General features: G+C 35.8%; 24 protein-coding genes and 1 riboswitch. Of the genes, 17 read left to right on the top strand and 7 right to left on the bottom strand.

The window, feature by feature from the left end:
• Positions 1–47: 47 nt before the first annotated feature.
• Together QQS39_RS08885 and QQS39_RS08880 are read right to left on the bottom strand one after the other, a co-directional pair.
• Positions 48–944, bottom strand: a complete 897-nt coding sequence (locus QQS39_RS08885; RefSeq protein WP_285805780.1) for a DMT family transporter — start codon at positions 942–944, stop codon at positions 48–50.
• A gap of 41 nt (positions 945–985) precedes the next feature.
• Positions 986–1,252 (bottom strand): iron-containing redox enzyme family protein, encoded by a 267-nt coding sequence (locus tag QQS39_RS08880; RefSeq protein WP_265576295.1) that lies wholly within the window; start codon positions 1,250–1,252, stop codon positions 986–988.
• A 164-nt stretch (positions 1,253–1,416) separates the two neighbouring features.
• Here QQS39_RS08880 and QQS39_RS08875 point away from each other — a divergent pair, with 164 nt between their 5' ends.
• Both QQS39_RS08875 and QQS39_RS08870 read left to right on the top strand, forming a co-directional pair.
• Positions 1,417–1,731 carry an antibiotic biosynthesis monooxygenase family protein gene (locus QQS39_RS08875; RefSeq protein ID WP_196571300.1) on the top strand — a complete coding sequence of 105 codons (315 nt, stop codon included), beginning with the start codon at positions 1,417–1,419 and terminating at the stop codon, positions 1,729–1,731.
• Positions 1,732–1,806: 75 nt separating this feature from the next.
• Positions 1,807–2,508 carry an ArsR/SmtB family transcription factor gene (locus tag QQS39_RS08870; RefSeq protein WP_285805779.1) on the top strand — a complete coding sequence of 234 codons (702 nt, stop codon included), beginning with the start codon at positions 1,807–1,809 and terminating at the stop codon, positions 2,506–2,508.
• A gap of 142 nt (positions 2,509–2,650) precedes the next feature.
• Here the strand turns inward: QQS39_RS08870 and QQS39_RS08865 are convergent, their stop codons facing one another.
• Positions 2,651–3,529, bottom strand: coding sequence for a LysR family transcriptional regulator (locus tag QQS39_RS08865; RefSeq protein WP_285805778.1), 879 nt, complete (start codon positions 3,527–3,529; stop codon positions 2,651–2,653).
• A gap of 210 nt (positions 3,530–3,739) precedes the next feature.
• On the opposite strand from QQS39_RS08865, the gene QQS39_RS08860 reads away from it, so the two are divergent.
• From QQS39_RS08860 to QQS39_RS08845, 4 genes are all read left to right on the top strand, one after another.
• Positions 3,740–4,093: a hypothetical protein gene (locus tag QQS39_RS08860; RefSeq protein ID WP_285805777.1), complete on the top strand. Its 354-nt coding sequence runs from the start codon at positions 3,740–3,742 to the stop codon at positions 4,091–4,093.
• 60 nt (positions 4,094–4,153) lie between these two features.
• Positions 4,154–5,353 carry a serine hydrolase gene (locus tag QQS39_RS08855; protein WP_285805776.1) on the top strand — a complete coding sequence of 400 codons (1,200 nt, stop codon included), beginning with the start codon at positions 4,154–4,156 and terminating at the stop codon, positions 5,351–5,353.
• A gap of 83 nt (positions 5,354–5,436) precedes the next feature.
• Complete coding sequence (locus QQS39_RS08850; RefSeq protein ID WP_196734356.1) at positions 5,437–6,027, top strand: TetR/AcrR family transcriptional regulator; 591 nt, start codon at positions 5,437–5,439, stop codon at positions 6,025–6,027.
• Complete coding sequence (locus tag QQS39_RS08845; RefSeq protein ID WP_285805775.1) at positions 6,011–7,243, top strand: multidrug effflux MFS transporter; 1,233 nt, start codon at positions 6,011–6,013, stop codon at positions 7,241–7,243. Before QQS39_RS08850 ends, QQS39_RS08845 begins: the two co-directional genes overlap by 17 nt.
• A 97-nt stretch (positions 7,244–7,340) precedes the next feature.
• Here QQS39_RS08845 and eno read toward each other — a convergent pair whose 3' ends face one another.
• A complete protein-coding gene (gene eno / locus QQS39_RS08840; protein ID WP_285805774.1) occupies positions 7,341–8,627 on the bottom strand; it encodes a phosphopyruvate hydratase in 1,287 nt (428 codons plus the stop codon).
• A gap of 95 nt (positions 8,628–8,722) precedes the next feature.
• Positions 8,723–9,685, bottom strand: coding sequence for a DHHA2 domain-containing protein (locus QQS39_RS08835; protein WP_285805773.1), 963 nt, complete (start codon positions 9,683–9,685; stop codon positions 8,723–8,725).
• Between the two features lie 41 nt (positions 9,686–9,726).
• Positions 9,727–9,805, bottom strand: a riboswitch (Fluoride riboswitch).
• Positions 9,806–10,672: 867 nt separating this feature from the next.
• On the opposite strand from QQS39_RS08835, the gene QQS39_RS08830 reads away from it, so the two are divergent.
• The 7 genes from QQS39_RS08830 to QQS39_RS08800 all read left to right on the top strand — a co-directional run bounded on the left by QQS39_RS08830 (position 10,673) and on the right by QQS39_RS08800 (position 15,654).
• Positions 10,673–10,942: a hypothetical protein gene (locus tag QQS39_RS08830; protein ID WP_151435069.1), complete on the top strand. Its 270-nt coding sequence runs from the start codon at positions 10,673–10,675 to the stop codon at positions 10,940–10,942.
• A 3-nt stretch (positions 10,943–10,945) separates the two neighbouring features.
• Positions 10,946–11,407 (top strand): hypothetical protein, encoded by a 462-nt coding sequence (locus QQS39_RS08825; protein WP_151435068.1) that lies wholly within the window; start codon positions 10,946–10,948, stop codon positions 11,405–11,407.
• An 18-nt stretch (positions 11,408–11,425) separates the two neighbouring features.
• Positions 11,426–11,716 (top strand): hypothetical protein, encoded by a 291-nt coding sequence (locus QQS39_RS08820; RefSeq protein WP_151435067.1) that lies wholly within the window; start codon positions 11,426–11,428, stop codon positions 11,714–11,716.
• Between the two features lie 294 nt (positions 11,717–12,010).
• Complete coding sequence (locus tag QQS39_RS08815) at positions 12,011–13,132, top strand: ribosomal protein uL16 3-hydroxylase (RefSeq protein WP_285805772.1); 1,122 nt, start codon at positions 12,011–12,013, stop codon at positions 13,130–13,132.
• Positions 13,133–13,391: 259 nt separating this feature from the next.
• Positions 13,392–14,555, top strand: a complete 1,164-nt coding sequence (gene dhaT / locus QQS39_RS08810) for a 1,3-propanediol dehydrogenase (RefSeq protein ID WP_285805771.1) — start codon at positions 13,392–13,394, stop codon at positions 14,553–14,555.
• Positions 14,556–14,689: 134 nt separating this feature from the next.
• A complete protein-coding gene (locus tag QQS39_RS08805) occupies positions 14,690–15,100 on the top strand; it encodes a hypothetical protein (protein ID WP_265576294.1) in 411 nt (136 codons plus the stop codon).
• A gap of 260 nt (positions 15,101–15,360) precedes the next feature.
• Positions 15,361–15,654 (top strand): hypothetical protein, encoded by a 294-nt coding sequence (locus tag QQS39_RS08800; RefSeq protein WP_151435064.1) that lies wholly within the window; start codon positions 15,361–15,363, stop codon positions 15,652–15,654.
• A 104-nt stretch (positions 15,655–15,758) separates the two neighbouring features.
• On the opposite strand, the gene tehA is transcribed toward QQS39_RS08800, so the two are convergent.
• The gene (gene tehA, locus QQS39_RS08795) at positions 15,759–16,745 is read right to left on the bottom strand and encodes a dicarboxylate transporter/tellurite-resistance protein TehA (protein WP_151435063.1); all 987 of its coding nucleotides are present in this window, start codon (positions 16,743–16,745) and stop codon (positions 15,759–15,761) included.
• A 231-nt stretch (positions 16,746–16,976) separates the two neighbouring features.
• On the opposite strand from tehA, the gene osmB reads away from it, so the two are divergent.
• The 4 genes from osmB (at position 16,977) to QQS39_RS08775 (ending at position 18,947) form a co-directional block, all read left to right on the top strand.
• Positions 16,977–17,198: an osmotically-inducible lipoprotein OsmB gene (gene osmB / locus QQS39_RS08790; RefSeq protein WP_006536908.1), complete on the top strand. Its 222-nt coding sequence runs from the start codon at positions 16,977–16,979 to the stop codon at positions 17,196–17,198.
• A gap of 253 nt (positions 17,199–17,451) precedes the next feature.
• Positions 17,452–18,201 carry a bifunctional NADP-dependent 3-hydroxy acid dehydrogenase/3-hydroxypropionate dehydrogenase YdfG gene (gene ydfG / locus QQS39_RS08785; RefSeq protein WP_151435062.1) on the top strand — a complete coding sequence of 250 codons (750 nt, stop codon included), beginning with the start codon at positions 17,452–17,454 and terminating at the stop codon, positions 18,199–18,201.
• A gap of 139 nt (positions 18,202–18,340) precedes the next feature.
• Positions 18,341–18,658 (top strand): DUF1283 family protein, encoded by a 318-nt coding sequence (locus QQS39_RS08780; RefSeq protein ID WP_265576324.1) that lies wholly within the window; start codon positions 18,341–18,343, stop codon positions 18,656–18,658.
• A gap of 52 nt (positions 18,659–18,710) precedes the next feature.
• Positions 18,711–18,947, top strand: coding sequence for a DUF1161 domain-containing protein (locus QQS39_RS08775; protein ID WP_151435060.1), 237 nt, complete (start codon positions 18,711–18,713; stop codon positions 18,945–18,947).
• Between the two features lie 353 nt (positions 18,948–19,300).
• Here QQS39_RS08775 and bioD read toward each other — a convergent pair whose 3' ends face one another.
• Positions 19,301–19,972 (bottom strand): dethiobiotin synthase, encoded by a 672-nt coding sequence (gene bioD / locus QQS39_RS08770; RefSeq protein WP_088495662.1) that lies wholly within the window; start codon positions 19,970–19,972, stop codon positions 19,301–19,303.
• Positions 19,973–20,113: the final 141 nt, after the last annotated feature.

The following is a 20,113-nucleotide window of genomic DNA, read 5'->3' as shown; positions in this document are numbered from 1 at the left end:
ATCAGCTTAAAAGAAGAATATGATTTTTATTCTTCTTTTAAAAGTGTCTATGCTCTCGCTTTATTCTTACCGGAACAACACACAATACCGAAAACAATCATCACGAGTGAAATAACGTGATATAGATGAATTTTTTCATCTAGCAAGATAATACTCAGCAGACCACCCGATACAGGGATAAGGTGCGTGAATATTTCACTTCGTGTTGTCCCTATCATCGCAACGCCTTTATTCCAAAAAACATAAGATAGCCATGATGGGAAAATAACCAAATAAGCAACGCCAAGCGCAGGGTAAAAGTAGTCACTCCCCATCGTTACAGGGGTTTCCTTCGCATAAAATAGATACACCAGATACATTGGGATCAATATAGCGGTACCAATCAGCGAGCAAAAACCAACAAATGAAGTATGTGTGACTCGCTTGTCTTTAAGACGTAACAACGCACAATAAAATGCCCAGCTCAGTGCTGAAATAATGGTTAACACATCACCAATACCGAATGATGAGAATGAAGCTTCGCCATCAGAACCCGCGTAAGCAAGGTAGATAACACCAATTGTACTGACTATTGCACCAATGACATTGCGTGTTGAAATATGCTCTCTAAAAAATAAGAAATTAATCATCAACACAAGACAAGGTGTGGCTGATATATAAATCGCGGCATTAAGTGAACTTGTATATTGCAAGCCGATATATAACGTAAGTGGGAAACTGACTTGTCCAAGGAAAGCAAAAAGGGTATTGATACCAAGATGTTCAGTAAGTAAATGCCACTCCTTGCGGATAACTTTCCAGTACAAGATGAACATGAGCATTGAGGTAAATCCCCAACGCAACACACTGAGAAGATAAGGGTTGATATAACCAACAAGCAAATGTCCTGCTACGTAGTTTCCACCCCAAAAAATAGCAGCGAGTGCTAGTAGTAAATATGCCATATCTTATCCTAAGTGACCTTTCGGTCACTTATTATTAGTGATTAAATGTTTTTTAGTTTCATCAACAGATTATCGTAATATCTTTCTGCTGTTTGTAACCGCAAAAGACTCCCTAAGTAAAACTCTTTTTTCGCATCAGGGTACTGATCTGTAATAACTTTGATGACCTTATACAGCCAATCTTCACCATGTTTGATATCGATGGTGATGTGTTCTGAATAATAATGGAAATCACCGCTGGTCAGTCCTAGACGTGTACATCCTTTAACAAGTTTGGAGTATTGTGGCGGATCTAATAATTCCGTCATTGCCATAACCCCAAGCAATTTGTATGACTATTTAGAGAATAAGTTTTTTCTTTTTGATCATGCTTAACCTCTAAACTCACTTAAATTTCTCATTTCAATTCTTATCGAAATGTTATTGTTTTTTATAGGTAGACTCTCAACAACTAAACAAAAAGGAGAATGTGATGATTGCTGTTATATTTGAAGTGAAGGTAGAACAAGGGAAAATGAGTCGCTATTTGTCTTTAGCGACTGACTTAAAACCGTTATTACAAGACATCAAGGGATTTATCTCAATAGAGCGTTTTCAAAGCTTATCAACACAAGGAAAGTTATTGTCACTTTCTTGGTGGGAAAATGAAGAAGCCGTTTTACAGTGGAAGAAGAATATTTTACATAAAAATGCACAACAAGAAGGCCGTAGCTCTCTTTTTAATTTTTACAGAATTAGTATTGTTTCTATGACTCGCGAATATTCATTTAATAAAGAAAATCCGTAGACTCTAGATATTGTTACAATAGCATTATCACAATACTCAATAGCGCATTCTATGAGAGAGACGGTAATATTTCAAATGACTAAATCAGAGATAAAGACGGAATATCAGCACAGCGTAGAATCTGCAATAGCCGCTGTTGGCGCAGCGATATCGGATATTTCCAGAGTAAAAATACTTTGTGCTTTAATGGATGGAAGAGCGTGGACAGCTACTGAGCTTAGCATTGTTGCGAATATTTCAGCCTCTACGACAAGCAGTCATTTATCAAGATTACTCAATAGCAATCTTATTTCTGTGATAGCTCAAGGTAAATATCGTTACTTCAGGTTAGCTAATGATGATATTGCAAAAATCATTGAAAATTTGATGAGCTTTTCAACAGAAAATATTTCTCAAGCAAAAATTACAACCCCGAAAAATCTAAGAAAAGCACGCACTTGTTATAATCATTTAGCGGGTGAAGTTGCTGTTGATATTTATCATTCGCTTTGCCAACAAAAATGGATAACAGAAGATGGTCGCGCTATTACAACGTTAGGTCTTGAGCGATTTAAAAATATGGGTGTTGATTTCCAAGCCAAAGGTTCACGCAATATTTGTTGTCCATGTTTAGATTGGAGTGAGCGCCGATTTCATCTTGGCGGACAAATCGGTACGGTTTTTCTTAATCACGCAGAAGTGCAAGGGTGGTTAATAAGACATCAAGGATATAGGGAAGTCAGCATTAGCGAAAAAGGATATAAAATATTTGCTCAGCATTTTAATGTGAAAAGGTAAGGGAAGGTTTGATTATATACAATCAATATATGTAATATTAAACATTACTATCCCTTAATCCCACTACATTAATTCCACTATTAGAAAAATAAAAATCGACCTTTACCTGCCGATTTATATTCGAATTAAAAGTGCGTATGCTCTATTCTAGTTTTAAATAGGTTGAAGAAAAACAAGTATCTATAATTAATTGCTTTATTTCTTCTATTACATAATCATGTTTTCCGCCAATTCGATTCCCGATAATTAATTCATAAGAAGGCATCTTGGCAGGTGGCAAAAAGACATGCATATTCGCCATTTCTGCAATTGCATAGGCAGCATGAGACGGTATTGTTGTTAACATATGCGAATCTGATAATAAAAAAGGAACTGCTGAAAAATGTGTGGTTGATACCACAACCTTGCGCTTTAATCCTAATGTTTTTAATGCTTCATCAACAACACCAACAAAACCACTTGAAGAGACGAGAAGGTGAGGGTAATCAGCATATGCCCTAACATTTTCGGGAATATCATTCTTTTTATCCGTAATACATAAATAATTACTTTTACCTAATCGATAAGTCTTAATTAAATGCGAAGCCATACCTCCCGCTGTAATAGCCAAATCGATTTGATGCCTTAGCAGCATATCCTGAACAATACGTGAATGCGTTTGCCGATATATAACATGTATGCCTTTCAATGATTGATTAATTTTATCCAAAAGTTGCTTACCTAACGCGATTTCAAAATCATCAGATAGCCCTATTGTGACCGTTTTCCCTTCAAAATGCCCTTTAGGAACAGCATAAGAGGCTACCAATCGACATTGACCAAGAGCACTTTCTATTATTGGCGCAAGCTCATTCGAACGTGCCGTAGGCTTTAATCCTCTGCCAGTCCTCTCAAATAATGGATCATGATAAATTAATCTTAGTTTTGATAATGAAGCACTTACTGCTGATTGTGTTAATCCTAACCGTATTGCGGCTCTTGTCGCACTACCTTCTTCAAATAACGCCTCAAAAACCTTCATTAAATTTAAATCCATGGATTCGATATTAATATTATTCATATCAGATAGTCTCTATTTAGTATTGAAGGTTTTTTCCTATCACTCCATCATATTAACAGTGTTTTTACAAAGGTTCATCTAGTTATGGGATGATCATGAATATATTCACAATATAATGATAAATAATAGATTATTATAATTTTAAAACATAAAAAATAATAGAGAAAACATATGATGATAAAAAATAAGATATTATTAAAATTAATACTATTGCTCTTTTGTGTTGATGCTAATGCCATGGCAGAAATAGAACTTGATTGCAAAGATAAAGGAATGGTTACTATTTTTCATACAAACTATAGGATAAGCACAATGAAAAATGGCGATGATTTCTATGTATCACCCGGTGTGAATAGGAAAACTATAAAAGGAATTCAATATAATATTTACCAATTTTTAAGCGGTGATACTTATATTAACAATGGTTATTCTCACGTCATGATATTTAATGATGGTGAAAAAATAGAATGCAAAAAAACAAGAACAAAAAATGTCCACATCACAAATTTATCAATCGCAAAATAAAGAATAAATCATTTCCTTAAACCTATAAATTACTAAATAAAAGGGTAATCAAAAATTATTATGAAAAATAGTTTTAATTCTTTTTTTATTGTTTTTTTAATATTATTTTCTATTACTGAAAAAACCCATGCTGAATATTCAACACCTATCATTTCATCAGAAGCTTGGGTGTTAATGTCATACGATACAGGGGAAATATTAGCAGAAAAAGGGGGCGATGAAAAAGTTGAACCAGCAAGCTTAGTTAAGCTAATGACATCATATTTAATAGCGAAATCAACATATTTAGGCTACATAAAAAATGATGATAACGTTACTATTGATAAAGAAGCATGGGCTTTTGCAAACCCTGTATTAAATGGCTCACCTCTTATGTTTCTTAAAGCAGATGAGCACGTATCTATATATCAACTGAAAAAAGGCTTAATTATCCAATCAGCCAATGATGCTGCTATTGCACTAGCTAAATATATGGCCAGTAATCAGGATAGCTTTGTTGACCAAATGAATAAAATGGCTACCAGTATTGGTATGACTAATACCTATTTTAAAAATGTACATGGTCTTAATAATAATGGAGAGCAATATACTACTGCTTTTGATATGGCATTGTTAGCAAGACACTTAATTAAAGAGACCCCAGATGATTATAATTTATATAAAGAAAAACAATTTACTTATAATGGAATAAAACAATTTAATCGTAATAAATTATTATATCAAAGTAAATTTGATATTGATGGGTTAATAACAGGAACAACATCAGAAAATAAATACCATATTGTCACATCAGGTGTAAAAAAAGGAGTTAGATATATCGCTGTTATTTTAGGTGCTGATTCTTCTATATCCAGATTTAATGAGGCAGATAAATTATTATCATGGGGTTTTGATAATTATACCGTTTATAAACCAGACATAAGTATAGATAGCGCGATAGCTGTTCGTATTTGGTATGCCGATAAATCCCAGCTTCTTGTTAATTATCCACGAGAAACCGCAGTTGATGTTAAAAAAGAAGATATTAAAAAAATTAAAGTAAATTATATTTTTGATAACCCTTATATTTCAGCACCAATCACGAAAGGACAAGTTGTAGGATATGCAGAATTTATCGTTGATGATACCGTGATTGCAACAAGACAATTGATTGCTATTGAGGATGTTGACGATGGGAATATCTTTGAAAATATCTGGGATTATATTTTACAAACATTAGATAAAATTATTGAGGATATAAAATCACTCTTGCACACCTAATTTTTGTTCATTTTTTAGTTGCATCTATATATTTACCTCCTTATCATACAACCGACCGATCGGTCGTACGGTAAGGAAAAATAATGGGCACAGAAACAACATTTGAAAAACTCACTCAAGCATCAATGCTTGAGTTTTCACTATATGGATATAATGGGGCGTCGATATCTAAAATAGCTCATGCAGCGGGCATACAAAAATCATCGTTATATAGCCATTTTAAGAGCAAAGATGCACTATTTATGCATGCATATCGTTGTGCGCTGGATGAAGAACTTATTAATGTTCAAAATGCTTTTTCAGACACACAGATTAATCGTAATGCACCTGGTTTTAGTTACTGTGAAAATTTAGTTGAGCGGTATGATAATACACCAATATTAAAATTTTTCTTACAAACCAGTTACTTATCGCCTTTGCATCTTGCTGATGAGATTAATGAATTACATAGCGCCTATATCCAACGATTAACCTCTGAATTTAAAAATACAATAACGACATATACAGCATTAAAATTTGATACTGATTTCTATACCGAGGTCTATATTTCAATTATTGATAGTATTCAAATTAAATTAGTATATACAAATAAAGAACTTACCAAACTAAGGTTGGATGCTTTAATGACACTTTTAAAGCATTTAATTGGAGAGAATAATGTTAGCTTCAAATAATAATTCAAACACGTTTAGCGCATTATTAGTGGTATTGCTCGCTTTAATAACTGCTTTAGATGCAATGGCCATCGATCTTTATTTACCTGCAATGCCGACTATCGCTAATGATTTAAATGTTACTTCAAGCGATATTCAGCTAACACTTTCTTTCTTCTTAATTGGATTAGCGATTGGGCAGGGTATATATGGTCCTTTATTAGATAGATATGGCAGAAGAACGCCATTACTCGTCGGGATCGGTATTTTTATTTTAGGTTCATTTATTGCCACTATTTCACAAAGCCTCGAATGGTTATTAATCGCAAGGTTAATCCAAGCAGTAGGGGCAGCAGCGGGTTTGGTCACACCAAGAGCTATTGTTGATGATGCTTGTTCATTAAAAGAATCATCAAAAATATTCTCATTATTAATGCAAATCATGATGATAGCCCCCATTTTAGCACCTATTATTGGCGGTTTTTTATTAGGGCATATTGGGTGGAGAAGCATATTTGGTTTTATGACGCTATTAGGGAGTATTCTTTTTATATGGAGTTATCGCTCAATCCCCGATACATTGCCCATAGACAAACGTTCACCTTTAAGCATTAAAAATAGTGTTAAGGCTTATATCAATCAAATTCGCAATATTACCTATATGGGATATATGCTCTCAGGTGGTGTTATTTTAGCCTCACTATTTGTGTATATCAGTGGCTCTTCCTTTATTTTTACGACATATTATGGATTAACACCGACAGAATTTAGTTATATTTTTGCAGCTAATGCTGTTGCTTTAATTATCGGTGGGCAGGTTGATTTTTTATTACAAAAGAAATATCTATCATCTAAGGTTGTCATTATTTTAGGGATACTTATTCATACTGCTATCGGTGCAACACTATTAATTATGATGAGTTTTGGACCAGTTTCTCTATTCACATTTGGTACATTATTAGCTATTGGTGTAGGGTCGTTAGGTTTAATTTTTGGTAATTTAACGGCATTAACTATGGCAAGTGTTAAATCACAATCCGGTGTTGCTTCATCATTAATGGGGATGATCCAATATTTTATTTCAGCCATTGTCGGCTATTTAATTAGCTTAATTTCATCCATTACATATCAATTACCTTTTGCATTCTTGTTATGTGGTATATTCGCCATGATATTTTTAGGTGTTTCTTTATTTAAAATGAGAAAGACCCAAATATCGATTGATAGTAATACATAACAAACCGTAAATTAAAAACTCGTTATTTTTTATAAAAATAACGAGTTTTACTCTCTATTTCATTGCATCATACGATGAACAATATCAATAACCTTAATCAGCGTATTTTGAACGCAGATTTACCTGCAAATACAGCAGCATCACCTAATTCATCTTCAATGCGCATCAATTGATTATATTTCTCAACACGTTCTCCACGGCTAGGAGCGCCAGTTTTCAGATGACCAGCACGTAGCCCCACAGTCATATCGGCAATAAAACTATCGACAGTTTCCCCACTACGGTGGGAAATAAAGGTTCCCCAATTGTTATCTTTACATAACTGAACGGCTTCAATAGTCTCACTAAGGGTACCAATTTGATTCAGTTTGATCAGTGCAGCATTGGCAAGGTTTTCATCGATGCCTCGCTGGATATACTTCACGTTAGTCACAAAAAGATCATCGCCAACTAGCTCTAATTTACCACCAAGTGCTGCATGTAAGATTTTCCAACCAGCCCAATCATCTTCGGCTAAGCCATCTTCAATCAACATTATCGGAAAATCGTTCACTAATCGTGCGTAGTACTGAGTCATTTCTTCAGCATTGAGCTGCGTATTTTCAGTACGCAGAGTATATTTACCATCTGCATAGAACTCGCTAGAGGCAGGGTCCATACAAATAACAATATCTTCACCTGGACGATATCCCGCTTTAGTGATCGCTTCTACAATAAGCTCAAGTGGCTGGCGATTTGAAGAAACGGCAGGGGCAAACCCACCTTCATCACCAACTCCCGTAGATAGCCCTTTTTCCAATAGAACTTGACGCAAAGCTTGATATACTTCACTGCCCCAACGAATTGCTTCGCGCACAGAGGAAGTCCCCCAAGGGGCTATCATAAATTCTTGAAAATCAGCACCTTGCCAACGAGCATGAACACCGCCATTGATGATATTCATACAAGGAACAGGGAGCAAATTAGCGCTAATCCCCCCTAAGTAGCGATAGAGTGGCATATCAGAGAGTTGCGCTGCCAAACGAGATACCGCCAAAGAAACACCAAGAAGGGCATTTGCACCCAATCGACTTTTATTTTCTGTACCATCAAGGGCGATCAAACAGTTATCAATATCTTTTTGATGGCGAACATCATAGCCTTTTAGGGCATCATTAATTTCAGTATTGATGCTGTGGATTGCATCTAACACACCTTTGCCACCAAAACGTTTTTTATCACCATCACGGCGTTCGATAGCTTCGCGAGAACCTGTACTTGCACCAGAAGGAACCGATGCCCGAGCCATGCATCCCTCTGCAGAGGTTACTTCGACTTCTACGGTTGGGTTACCTCGTGAATCAAGAATTTCTCTTGCGATAATATTTTTAATTTCAAAGCTCATAAGTTCGACCTTATTCTATAGATTTGGAAGATGTTTAATCAGGACATCAACAGAAAAATGGTTAATAAATAGGCGTATCGATAAATTTTCATATATCATCCCTTATAAGAAGCAAGTCGTTCGGTCAGCCAAGGAAGTATCTCTTTTTTCCGGCTTATCATGCCGGGTAATGAAACTTGGCTAGAACCAATCAGGCTACTTTCGGAAAAATACAAAACAGAGTTCCGTTGAGTAATATCTGTCACTATTAATACGACCATTTTTAATGAACGATGGTTATGAATCTGTACCATTTCCTGCAACAATGCCGGCAGTAAAGGGGTAATATCATCCATATTGCTCACCTCAATTTGTGAGAGCAAAAGGGGCATATCATGGATACAGTAATTTTTAGCATCACGATTGAGCAATACTGAAATGGGTTGCCCAGCGATATCCGTTTTGGCACGGAGAAGCTCGTTTACGAATTGGTCATAATCAACACCCGCAATATCCCGTAATATCGCCACAGCATGATGATCTTGTGTCGTTGTGGTAGGACCCGTTAATGCAACGGTATCACTAAGTATAGCCCCCATTAGCAAAATAGCCTGAGAGGCGGTAAGTGGCATTGGCACTTCGTGCATCAGAATAGAAAGCAGAACAGTTCCGCTGCATCCTACGGCTCTGATCCAAACATCAGGAGGGTTTCGGGTGATGATGGTTCCAATACGATGGTGATCAATGATCCCGATGATATTGCTATTCATTAGGGAAGGCGGACCTTGCTCAGCATCGGTAAAATCGACTAACCATACAACTTTATCGGTTAAGTCCGTCGTGAGTAAATTGGGCTGAGGAACACCAGCTACGCTAAGGATATAACGGGTTTCTGGGGTGATATCGCCCAAACGCCAAGAGGTTGCAGATCTACCAGTATAATTAAGCCAATCAGCCACAACGAGTGTGCTACAGATAGCATCACTATCAGGATTTTGGTGACCCAAAACATAGATTGAGTCTTCTTTTTGAAGGGGAAATTGTTTATGATCGAGATTTGATTTAGTCGTTTTTTTCATAGCGATACCTGACATACATGCCTATAAGAGGACAAATTAATTGTATATCAGGCGTCATCATCTGGTATTGTGAGAATAACCAGCGGTTGGGAAAGGTGGAACACCATCACCTTGTAAAATTAAGCTTATATCGGTCTTAGTATTAAATCAACCCAAAAGTATTTTCCATAGTCATATATCAAAAATAGCAGAAGTAAAATTCTTCCATTGAGTATATTGAAATAGCTTGAGTAGATGGGGCGAAAAGAACCATCAGTTCAAGATTTACATTTATAGGAGGAAGGCACTGTATTATTGTTCTTTAGATTCAATTTAACATAATATACATTATGCGAATCTTGGTATCTAAATACGGGTAGGCATTGAAATCTCTATTTTTGGCAAGTTGATTATGTTGGTTATTTTTAACTAAAGCTCATTTGCCAATGCTTTTTCTAAGTCTTGAATATAGGCTTTTTGCCTTTTCTTCAGATACGACTTCACTAAAGGTTTTAATAAAATCTAATTTGATATTTTCATTTTCCATATCAAATTCCCATCGTTGATATTATGGCACTTTAGCTATTTTCGTAAATGTGGGCGTATAACCATCTTTGGTATGTTCAATAAATTTATGATCGTTTATCACTTCAATACTGTGTAAATCACTACGCCATTAATAATTTTCTGTCGAGGTAATCACTTTCCACAACATTTCGATATCGCACTAAAAAGTTGCTTTTATATTGAGTGTTGCCATAAATCTCCTCCAAACCACTTTTCCTTCTTATTATATAGTTTTACTTACTATTTATATTCAAAAATTAGAAAAACAATGCCTAAGACTGCCAAACACATAAGAATATGTTATATTTAGATAAGGTTTTTGTTGCAAATGATTAATTGAAGCGGTTGTTTTTTAGCCATTTGTGCTGAGATCTTGATATTTCCCTGAGACTACCTTTGTAGTACAGCATGGGGTTTTGTAAAGAATAAAAAGGAAATGAAATGACACCTAAAGAATACGCTGCCATAACAGCTAAAAAAATAAAAGAAACACCATACTCTTCAGTTGAGTTAATCGAAGAAGCAGAACGTGTTTTAGAAAAGTCAAATATTAATGAAGATAGCAAAAAACAATTCTGGATTGAATTATATTCAGAACTGACTGATTTATTCGGAATGCATTTATCTTTAGGTATGGAAAGCCAAGGCGCTGGTGAATTGAGTAAAATAGTGGCTATGGCTAAAGCAATTATCACTAAAAAGGCAAGCTAAAATATGCAACAAGATCTCTATAATTTGTTAAGTTTAATTACGTACATTATATCAGCCGTAATTGCGCTACTTATGTTGTGGAGTGTGAGAGGTCAGATAAAAGAAGCAGTTGAGTCAAATAAAATAAACACTTTAAACTCTTTACTTGCTTTAGAAGCTCAGATAGCTGAAAGACGCAGGGAATTAAGTTCAGCAGGAATTGCTCTCGGTAAATTTGACACTGAAGAAGTATCTGAAGAATATACTGCTGCCAATCTTAGGTTCGGTGAAGCTGTACAAATGTACTTAAATGGGCTAGATAGACTTTGCTATTGTGTTAAGAAAAAATACCTAGATAATAATGATATGAAGCTAGAGTACAGAACTATAATTTCTGAAGCTATAGCTGACCACCCTGAAAAATTCACAGCAACCACAATATATACAAACATATTAGATATTAATGAACAATGGAAACGAAGTTAACTTCGTTAAGGATAATAATTGACATATCAAGAATATGCTAAAAAAGTAGCTGACGATTTATCTTCCAATATATCTAACTACAAAGAAATTATTTCAAAAGCAGAACAAAAAATAAACCAATCCAATATCTCTGAACAGAGTAAAAATAAATTTTGGTTAGAGCTGTGTAAACAGTTTAAATTAAATAATGAACCTGAATGTGATTACTCAAAACTACATGCAATTAGCGAAAGTCAAGGTGCTGATGAATTAAGCAAGATTATAGCAAAGGCTAAATCTGCGATTGCCCAAAAAACAAATAAGAAGTAATAGTAATCCACACAATTCACTCTATATAAAGACTAACCTGAACCATTCCGGTAAACTCCAATCTCATTTTGCTGGAATGGCTCAGCCCCCTTATGTAACATAGCGTCAAATATTATACGACTTTGTGGTATCTAAATTATTAACTCCATTTCAGAAAGAGTTTTATAACACCTTGATCCTCCATATTCAGATATTCCCATCCGTGTTATTAACTGCCATTTGACGCCAAACAAAAATATCACTGTGTATTACTTCTATAATTACCCACTTATTCATTGATACAGATGTGGTCACATGGTTAATAAACTGAATCTTAACTGGCCTGAATTTTTAGAAAAATACTGGCAAAAAAAACCTGTTGTACTGAAAAATGCATTTCCTAATTTTGTCGATCCTATCACACCAGATGAACTGGCAGGTCTGGCAATGGAGCCAGAAATTGACAGCCGCCTTGTCAGCCTTACTGGCGACAAATGGCAGGCAAGTCATGGTCCGTTTGAAGACTTCAGCGAATTAGGTGAAGAAGGATGGTCACTATTAGTTCAGGCTGTCAACCATTGGCATATGCCGGCAGCTGAACTGGTGAAACCGTTTCGAGTATTACCTGAATGGCGTCTTGATGACCTGATGATCTCCTATTCTGTGCCGGGAGGTGGTGTTGGCCCACATATTGATAACTATGATGTTTTTATCATTCAAGGAATGGGACGTCGCCGCTGGCGTGTAGGTGATGCCTTACCAATGCGCCAGTTCTGCCCTCACCCCGCATTACTGCATGTTGATCCATTTGAACCAATTATTGATGTAGAAATGGCACCGGGAGATATTTTATATATCCCCCCTGGATTCCCTCACGATGGCTTCACCTTTGAAGATACTATGAATTATTCTGTCGGCTTTCGTGGGCCAAATGGACGTGATTTGCTGAGCAGCTTTGCAGATTATGCATTGGAACAAGATCTGGGTGGAATAAATTATGGCGATCCAAATCTAACAGTACGCGACAATGCAGGAAGAATGGAACCTCATGAAGTTGAACGTCTGCGCGCTATGATGATTGAGATGATCAACAAGCCCGGTGATTTTGAACAGTGGTTAGGTCGCTTTGCAACTACACCGCGTCATGAGCTAGATATTGCGCCTTCAGAACCACCTTATCAACCAGAAGAAGTACTGAATGCACTGAATGATGGTGAAAAACTGATCCGACTAAGTGGGCTACGCGTCCTGCGCATCGCAGAGAGTTTCTTTGTGAATACAGAAAATTGGACCACCAAAGAAACGAAGGGAGCAGATGCATTGTGCCAGTTTACAGAAGTTGGCGCAGATGAACTCGGTGAAGCATTGAATAACCCAGCCTTTGTTGCCGAATTAACCGAATTTATCAATCAAGGATATTGGTACTTCGAAGAATAAGCGATATTTGCTGGATATGATAAAACACCTGCTTGCGGGTGTTTTATTTTTTGTTTCCCCCTGCTTCTTTCTCAAAATCAGATGACGTTGGCTTATTAATTATAAGTACGCCCTGTTGACTTATGTCAAATAAACCAAAGTTAAACGAATCGATTCAACTCATTGATGAGCTACCTCTCTTGACTTAATAACCAATGGGGCGAGAATGCACTAATACTTTAATTTATCTGAATAATAATCTGATATTGGAAGGTTTATCATGAGCTATCGTATGTTTGATTACTTGGTACCGAATGTTAACTTTTTTGGTCCAGGTGCTATCTCTGTTGTTGGCGAACGTTGCAAACTATTGGGCGGTAAAAAAGCCCTGCTGGTAACAGATAAAGGTCTACGAGCAATAAAAGATGGTGCTGTAGATAAAACTATCGGTTATCTAAAAGAAGCGGGTATTGATGTTGCCGTATTTGATGGCGTTGAACCTAACCCCAAAGACACTAATGTACTTGAAGGTCTTGCAATGTTCCGCAAAGAACAATGCGACATGATAATTACAGTGGGAGGCGGTAGCCCGCACGACTGCGGTAAAGGTATCGGTATTGCAGCCACTCATGAAGGTGATCTTTACAATTATGCAGGTATTGAAACACTCACAAATCCACTTCCTCCTATTATTGCAGTAAATACCACTGCTGGTACAGCAAGTGAAGTTACTCGCCACTGTGTTCTGACCAATACAAAAACTAAAGTTAAATTTGTTATTGTGAGCTGGCGTAACCTCCCTTCTGTTTCTATTAACGACCCACTGTTAATGATTGGCAAACCCGCAGGACTCACAGCCGCAACAGGTATGGATGCGTTAACTCACGCAGTTGAAGCTTATATCTCTAAAGATGCTAATCCAGTCACTGATGCTTCAGCTATTCAAGCAATTCGCTTAATTTCTCGTAACTTACGCCAAGCCGTAGCCTTGGGAACAAACCTGAAAGCCCGTGAAAATATGGCTTATGCTTCATTGTTAGCTGGAATGGCATTTAATAACGCTAACCTTGGTTACGTGCATGCAATGGCTCACCAATTAGGTGGTTTATATGATATGCCACATGGTGTCGCGAATGCGGTGCTATTACCACATGTACTGCGTTATAACCTGATTGCTAATCCAGAAAAATTTGCAGATATCGCTGAATTTATGGGTGAAAATATCACAGGATTATCCGTGATGGATGCTGCAGAGCGCGCTATTGCAGCTATCGCTCGCCTCTCTACGGATATTGGTATTCCTCAACATCTAAGGGAATTGGGTGTGAAAGAATCTGATTTCCCATATATGGCGGAAATGGCACTCAAAGACGGTAATGCATTCTCTAATCCTCGTAAAGGTAATGAAAAAGAGATCATTGAGATTTTCCGTCAAGCCTTCTAATTTTTCCTAAATGATAAATCCGTCAGTATTATTCTACTGGCGGATTTAAGATCACGCCTTTTCATCTTTTGTCACATCAAATATAATAATACGTATAAATAACAAATAAATGCTAACTCTAACAAGGTAGTTTAATGAGTAAAAGTGGCAAAAATCATACAAAAGAAAAAATAACACAACGAAACTTATTGGAAAAAAAGAAAAATCACCCTGTTCGTCTTTTTATAAAAAGTTGGGATTTCTGGGGTAAATCATTTCTTAGTTTTTTTATTTTTATTCCAATTGTTTATTTTTTAAGTGATAGCGGCACTAAACATATTTTAATTATTATTTATAGTTGTATCTGTATCCCCTTACTTCCGTTCGCTAAAAAATGCAGTGACGACATATTTCTTCATTACTTTTCAAAAGACATTTTCGATGAATATATCAATGGCGGTGGAGCCAAAGGTGGCGGTGCATTATATCTAATGGTGCTAATCCCATTGATCATACCGTTAGCAATAGGATATTTTGTCTATCAAATTAAAAAGTATAGGAAATAATTAACGTTTAGATGTCTTTTTAATACCAAACTTGAATTATCCCCAAACGTTATTATTCTCAGAGTTTCTTTATATGTGGATATATGTAATAAGAAACTTATAAATGGCTAATTAATAACTTTGCTCTTTTTATATATTCACTTAGCCATTTTACCCATATATGTATTTATCTATTTTTATTTATCGATATAATCTAAAAACTGATTTTTATAAAAATATCATAACTCATTGTATGCTTTATTTGACAAGGAAAATAAATAATGAAAAATAATATGATGTCTTTTACTTCAGCATTATGTTGGCTAAGTTTTTGGTTTGGTGCTGTTCTTGTTGGTAGTTCATGGCTATATGCAAAATTACAAGAAAAGGTATTTTTAACAGGGTTAGATAAAGGATTTTTAGAATTAACCTCACCAGATAGCACTGTAGCGTTAATGCTATCTATTGGTGTTATGATGATTGCACTCGGCTTGATTTATGTTCCTTTATATTACTCAGCGATGTTTATCGGTAATACCGTGGCTATTTTAAGTAGAAAGCCGATTAGAATTTAATTCTAACTTAATGCACTTTTTTTAAAATTTTATTAAATTATCTTTCGACGTAAAATAAAAAGAGCCTAAATAATCTTGTTTAGGCTCTTTTTTTTCTATGGTTATTAAAGTGCCTTAGAAGGACAACATAATTGTTTTAGTCCTCTAAAAAGCCATAATAACGAATGCCAAATCAGTAGTAATATAATTAAATTAGCAAAGATAAATAGTGCTGTTGAGAGTAACTGCATAAAATGGCTATTAGCTATCATACTCATATTTAATGATGCCTTTGCTAATGCAGAGACTCCAAAGGAAAAGCTCCAAAATGGTAGTGAAAATGGCTGTTTAATAAACCAAGGGATTAATCTCACCATAAATAAAAGTTGTAATAGACCATAGCCTAATAACATTTTAGCGAAAAAGTCGATATGATTATCATTAATAGCCAAATAAGCACTGCAAGCCACTAAAGCCGGCGCTAATTGAATACCAAAGGATAGCCGTGATTTTTCATCCATTACCCCTTCACTACGTATTCTTTTTAAAATAGCAGGTTCTAAACTTAACCAAGAAAATACGCCAGCACCAAAAAATAAAATACCCAAATCATTAAATCCGAATGCACCACATGCCATGGCACAGATAAAGTTATTCGCCACTGTCGGTAAATATAATACGGGTGTAGTGGCCATTTTAGGATATTCGCCCTTCCATTGATAACCAATCAGCCAACTGGAATACGCTAACTGAGCAAGCGCACCGAGGATAAACAATACAAGAGAGAATAATGGTAAATAAGGGTTTAAACCTATTGATACTAAGACTGTTGTTGCAGGAAATAAACTTGTAAACCCACTGGCAACCGGATGTTTAATTTCATCCAGAATAGCATATCGATGAAATAACCATTTACCCAATAAAAATAGCGTAAGCGTTAACCAAACCAAGCAACCTACACCAATAAATATTTCACCGATAAAAGACGGATAGTGGTGCTCTTTTGCTGCATAGCGCCATGCCATTCCCGTACCAATCATTCCTAATACAACACCAAAATAGCCCGAGGCGAATTGCGAAGAGAGTGCTTTTAATTTATTTAGCAATATCATATTGTTACATTAACTCATATAAATGACATAGTTACATTGATGCTTTTCTTATGAGCATCAAATAATAATATAAATAATAAAATTTATTTTGATTTAATGCATTTAAAATGTATGTTATCAGTATTCACTCATTTTAAGAGTTTTCACCCCTAATGTTCCCGAATATTCTGATGCACGTATAAATACGATAACGATATCTTTATATTGTCCTTTATATCGGAGTTTATAAAAATGAATATCACGTTAAAAAAGATTGGAACACTGTGTGTCGCTTCTGTTCTGCTTTTTTCTCTTGCGGGTTGTTCAAGCATGACAAAACGCGATCGTAACACAGCAATTGGAGCCGGTGCAGGTGCCATTGGTGGCGCAATTTTAACTGACGGTAGCGCATTAGGCACTATTGGCGGCGGTGTTTTAGGTGGCGTTATTGGTCATCAAGTTGGTAAAAAATAATTGATATTGTTATTTGACTAGGCTGGGTTTGTTGCTCAATAAACCCGGCCTCAGCGTTGTTAATTGCTCTGTTTAACCACCTTTGTCTTACAGTTGAAAACAAAAATCTGACTTATTATTAAAGATAAAAATCTTTCATATAAGAAAAGGATCTTGTTTTTAGCCTGATTTATCGCAAAGCCGCTTTTTAAACTTGACTCTTTCTAGTGATAGCCTTTTACTTTCAATCATTATAACTATCGAGGGTAATTAAATGATTATTTTTATCACGGGTGCTTCTGCTGGCTTTGGTGAAGCCATTGCTCGTCATTTTATCAGCCATGGACATAAAGTTATTGGTACTGCTCGTCGTTTGGATAAACTGAATAACTTGCATAAAGAGCTAGGTGAACAATTTTATCCATTACAGCTAGATGTTACAGATAAAAAAGCAGTCAGTGAGATTTATACACAATTACCTGAAAAATGGCGTGAAATTGATGTGTTGGTTAATAATGCAGGATTAGCCCTAGGTTTAAATACCGCCGATAAAGCCAATCTTGATGATTGGGATACGATGATCGAGACAAATAATAAAGGTCTGGTTCATGTCACCCGCGCTATTCTTCCTTTTATGGTAGAAAGAAACCAAGGTCATATTATTAATATCAGTTCAACAGCAGCGTCTTGGCCTTATATGGGCGGAAATGTTTATGGTGCGACCAAAGCGTTTGTTAAGCAATTTAGCTTAGGATTACGTGCTGATCTCCAAGGTAAAAAAGTCCGCGTGACCGATATCGAGCCAGGGCTTGTTGGTGGTACAGAGTTTTCATTAGTTCGTTTTAAAGGCGATAGTGATAAAGTTGAGCAAACTTATGCTAATGCAAATGCATTAACACCTGAAGATGTAGCAGAAGCAGTATATTGGACAGCAACATTACCTGCTCATGTGAATATCAATACATTAGAAATGATGCCGGTGAGTCAGTCATTTGCGGGGTTAAGTGTTCATCGTCAAAACTAAATACACTGAAAACACATTTTTTATTAAGGTATCAGCTATAATGATTAAGATATAATAGTCATTGAGAGTAATAGCTACATAACTTTAGAGGATAGCAACCATGATAAACACACTAACTAAGAAACAAGTCATCAGAACCATGGTGTTCTCCTTATTTCTTGGTTTATCAGTGTCTTCTTTTTCTTCTGTTGCCGCTTCAACTAATGTAACCATTAATGGCAATGGCTATGACAATGTCTTAGATAAAGAACAAGCTCGACAAATGAAAGAAGACTGGGATCAAAAGCGTGAGCTTCGAACCCAAATCAATCAGCGGGAAAAAACCGAATTTAATAAAATAGATAAAGCCATTGATGAGCGAGATGCTTGTCTGAAAAGCGCTAATGTCTATGCATATTGGGAGCCTGAAACTCGTCGTTGTTTAGACAGTAATACTGGTCGCCCTGTTAATCCGTAAGAAAATAGTGTAAAACAATGATGTTTACTCCATAAAACAAGGAGAGAATGATATGAAAAAATATGTATTTGCAGTAATGGCCACACTAGTTGCATTTGCACCTTTAGCCGCGAATGCGGGTTGTGATGAAGTTGTTGAGTCTATTCAACAAAAAATCGTTAATAATGGTGTGCCAGCCGCTAACTTTACTTTGACTGTCGTTGAAAACGATCAAGTTGCACAAACAGAAGGTAAGGTTGTTGGAACATGCGAAAATGACAGTAAGAAGATTGTTTATACTCGTCATTAATCTATAGTTGATAAAATCATATCGACTAATCCTGATATAGGTTGATAACTTTTCAGGTATAAAACGCCCGATAAACTTTATCGGGCGTTTTATGATTTAATGATAAGTGTGAGTATTTTCATTATAGATCTGCATGGTATTTCAACGATTTTATCTGATCCGTTCTATCTTATTTAGTCTTAATGTTGAGTGCGATTTTTATCATTAATTATGCTTGAGGCTAAATCAGAAAAAATAAAAACACCCAATGAATTTAATCATCAGGCATTTAAAAGTAACAAGTTTGGTATCGTTTAAAAACAGATAGCAATCCACTTCGTTACTTATTGATATTTTCTCTTTTATATTCTCTCTTAAGCAGGTACGGCAATTTCTAACTGACTTAAATCGAGGTAACAAGAGAGATCACGTTCTTCAGGACGTAATAAATACGGGATTTCACCAATCAGCGGTGCAGGAATATGCTGAGATAGCCTTTCCACAATTTTCGCGTAATAAGGTAATCCTGGATTTATTCTGTTCGCAACCCAACCTACTAATTTAACACCATCATTGATAATAGATTGCGCTGTTAATATTGAGTGATTGACACAGCCTGGTTGAATACCAACAACCAAAACAACTGGAATTTGTTCTTTCACCACCCAATCAGAATAAAAAGTATTATCATCAAGAAGATAACGCCAACCACCATTACCTTCGATAACAACACACTCTGCTTTTTTACTTAAATTATCTAGCTCATTTGAAATTTTATTAAAATCGATTTCATTTTCACTAACATAACAATTATCAAGCAAAATAGGATTAATTTCGTCGTAGCGAACTTCAACTGGCGATGAATTATGAATAATCATAGCGTCACGATTACGTTCACCATCAGCCGTTTCATGCAATTCTGTTGCAATAGGCTTATAACCCACTGCCGTTGACCCGCCACGATTTAATGACTGAAGAAGTGCTCGGGTTACAACAGTTTTACCCACGTTGGTATCTGTCCCCGTAACAAAAAAGCGTGTTAACATATAATTTACTTCCGTTATGACAGATAAATCAGGTTCATAAAAAATGACAGAGATTAGAGTTTAGGGTAACACTGTTTCTGGTGGCTTGAGGTAGCTCAATTTTTTAGTTAATTGCTCAAAAATAGAGAATTCGTTAATGAT

The organism is Proteus appendicitidis (assembly GCF_030271835.1).
GTDB lineage: Bacteria > Pseudomonadota > Gammaproteobacteria > Enterobacterales > Enterobacteriaceae > Proteus > Proteus appendicitidis.
This window is presented reverse-complemented; position numbering and strand designations above follow the sequence as displayed.

Coding starts and splice junctions, on each gene's coding strand:
- QQS39_RS08885 (WP_285805780.1), bottom strand. CDS start 944: ATGGCATATTTACTACTAGCACTCGCTGCTATTTTTTGGGGTGGAAAC.
- QQS39_RS08880 (WP_265576295.1), bottom strand. CDS start 1,252: ATGACGGAATTATTAGATCCGCCACAATACTCCAAACTTGTTAAAGGA.
- QQS39_RS08875 (WP_196571300.1), top strand. CDS start 1,417: ATGATTGCTGTTATATTTGAAGTGAAGGTAGAACAAGGGAAAATGAGT.
- QQS39_RS08870 (WP_285805779.1), top strand. CDS start 1,807: ATGACTAAATCAGAGATAAAGACGGAATATCAGCACAGCGTAGAATCT.
- QQS39_RS08865 (WP_285805778.1), bottom strand. CDS start 3,529: ATGAAGGTTTTTGAGGCGTTATTTGAAGAAGGTAGTGCGACAAGAGCC.
- QQS39_RS08860 (WP_285805777.1), top strand. CDS start 3,740: ATGATGATAAAAAATAAGATATTATTAAAATTAATACTATTGCTCTTT.
- QQS39_RS08855 (WP_285805776.1), top strand. CDS start 4,154: ATGAAAAATAGTTTTAATTCTTTTTTTATTGTTTTTTTAATATTATTT.
- QQS39_RS08850 (WP_196734356.1), top strand. CDS start 5,437: ATGGGCACAGAAACAACATTTGAAAAACTCACTCAAGCATCAATGCTT.
- QQS39_RS08845 (WP_285805775.1), top strand. CDS start 6,011: ATGTTAGCTTCAAATAATAATTCAAACACGTTTAGCGCATTATTAGTG.
- eno (WP_285805774.1), bottom strand. CDS start 8,627: ATGAGCTTTGAAATTAAAAATATTATCGCAAGAGAAATTCTTGATTCA.
- QQS39_RS08835 (WP_285805773.1), bottom strand. CDS start 9,685: ATGAAAAAAACGACTAAATCAAATCTCGATCATAAACAATTTCCCCTT.
- QQS39_RS08830 (WP_151435069.1), top strand. CDS start 10,673: ATGACACCTAAAGAATACGCTGCCATAACAGCTAAAAAAATAAAAGAA.
- QQS39_RS08825 (WP_151435068.1), top strand. CDS start 10,946: ATGCAACAAGATCTCTATAATTTGTTAAGTTTAATTACGTACATTATA.
- QQS39_RS08815 (WP_285805772.1), top strand. CDS start 12,011: ATGGTTAATAAACTGAATCTTAACTGGCCTGAATTTTTAGAAAAATAC.
- dhaT (WP_285805771.1), top strand. CDS start 13,392: ATGAGCTATCGTATGTTTGATTACTTGGTACCGAATGTTAACTTTTTT.
- QQS39_RS08805 (WP_265576294.1), top strand. CDS start 14,690: ATGAGTAAAAGTGGCAAAAATCATACAAAAGAAAAAATAACACAACGA.
- QQS39_RS08800 (WP_151435064.1), top strand. CDS start 15,361: ATGAAAAATAATATGATGTCTTTTACTTCAGCATTATGTTGGCTAAGT.
- tehA (WP_151435063.1), bottom strand. CDS start 16,745: ATGATATTGCTAAATAAATTAAAAGCACTCTCTTCGCAATTCGCCTCG.
- osmB (WP_006536908.1), top strand. CDS start 16,977: ATGAATATCACGTTAAAAAAGATTGGAACACTGTGTGTCGCTTCTGTT.
- ydfG (WP_151435062.1), top strand. CDS start 17,452: ATGATTATTTTTATCACGGGTGCTTCTGCTGGCTTTGGTGAAGCCATT.
- QQS39_RS08780 (WP_265576324.1), top strand. CDS start 18,341: ATGGTGTTCTCCTTATTTCTTGGTTTATCAGTGTCTTCTTTTTCTTCT.
- QQS39_RS08775 (WP_151435060.1), top strand. CDS start 18,711: ATGAAAAAATATGTATTTGCAGTAATGGCCACACTAGTTGCATTTGCA.
- bioD (WP_088495662.1), bottom strand. CDS start 19,972: ATGTTAACACGCTTTTTTGTTACGGGGACAGATACCAACGTGGGTAAA.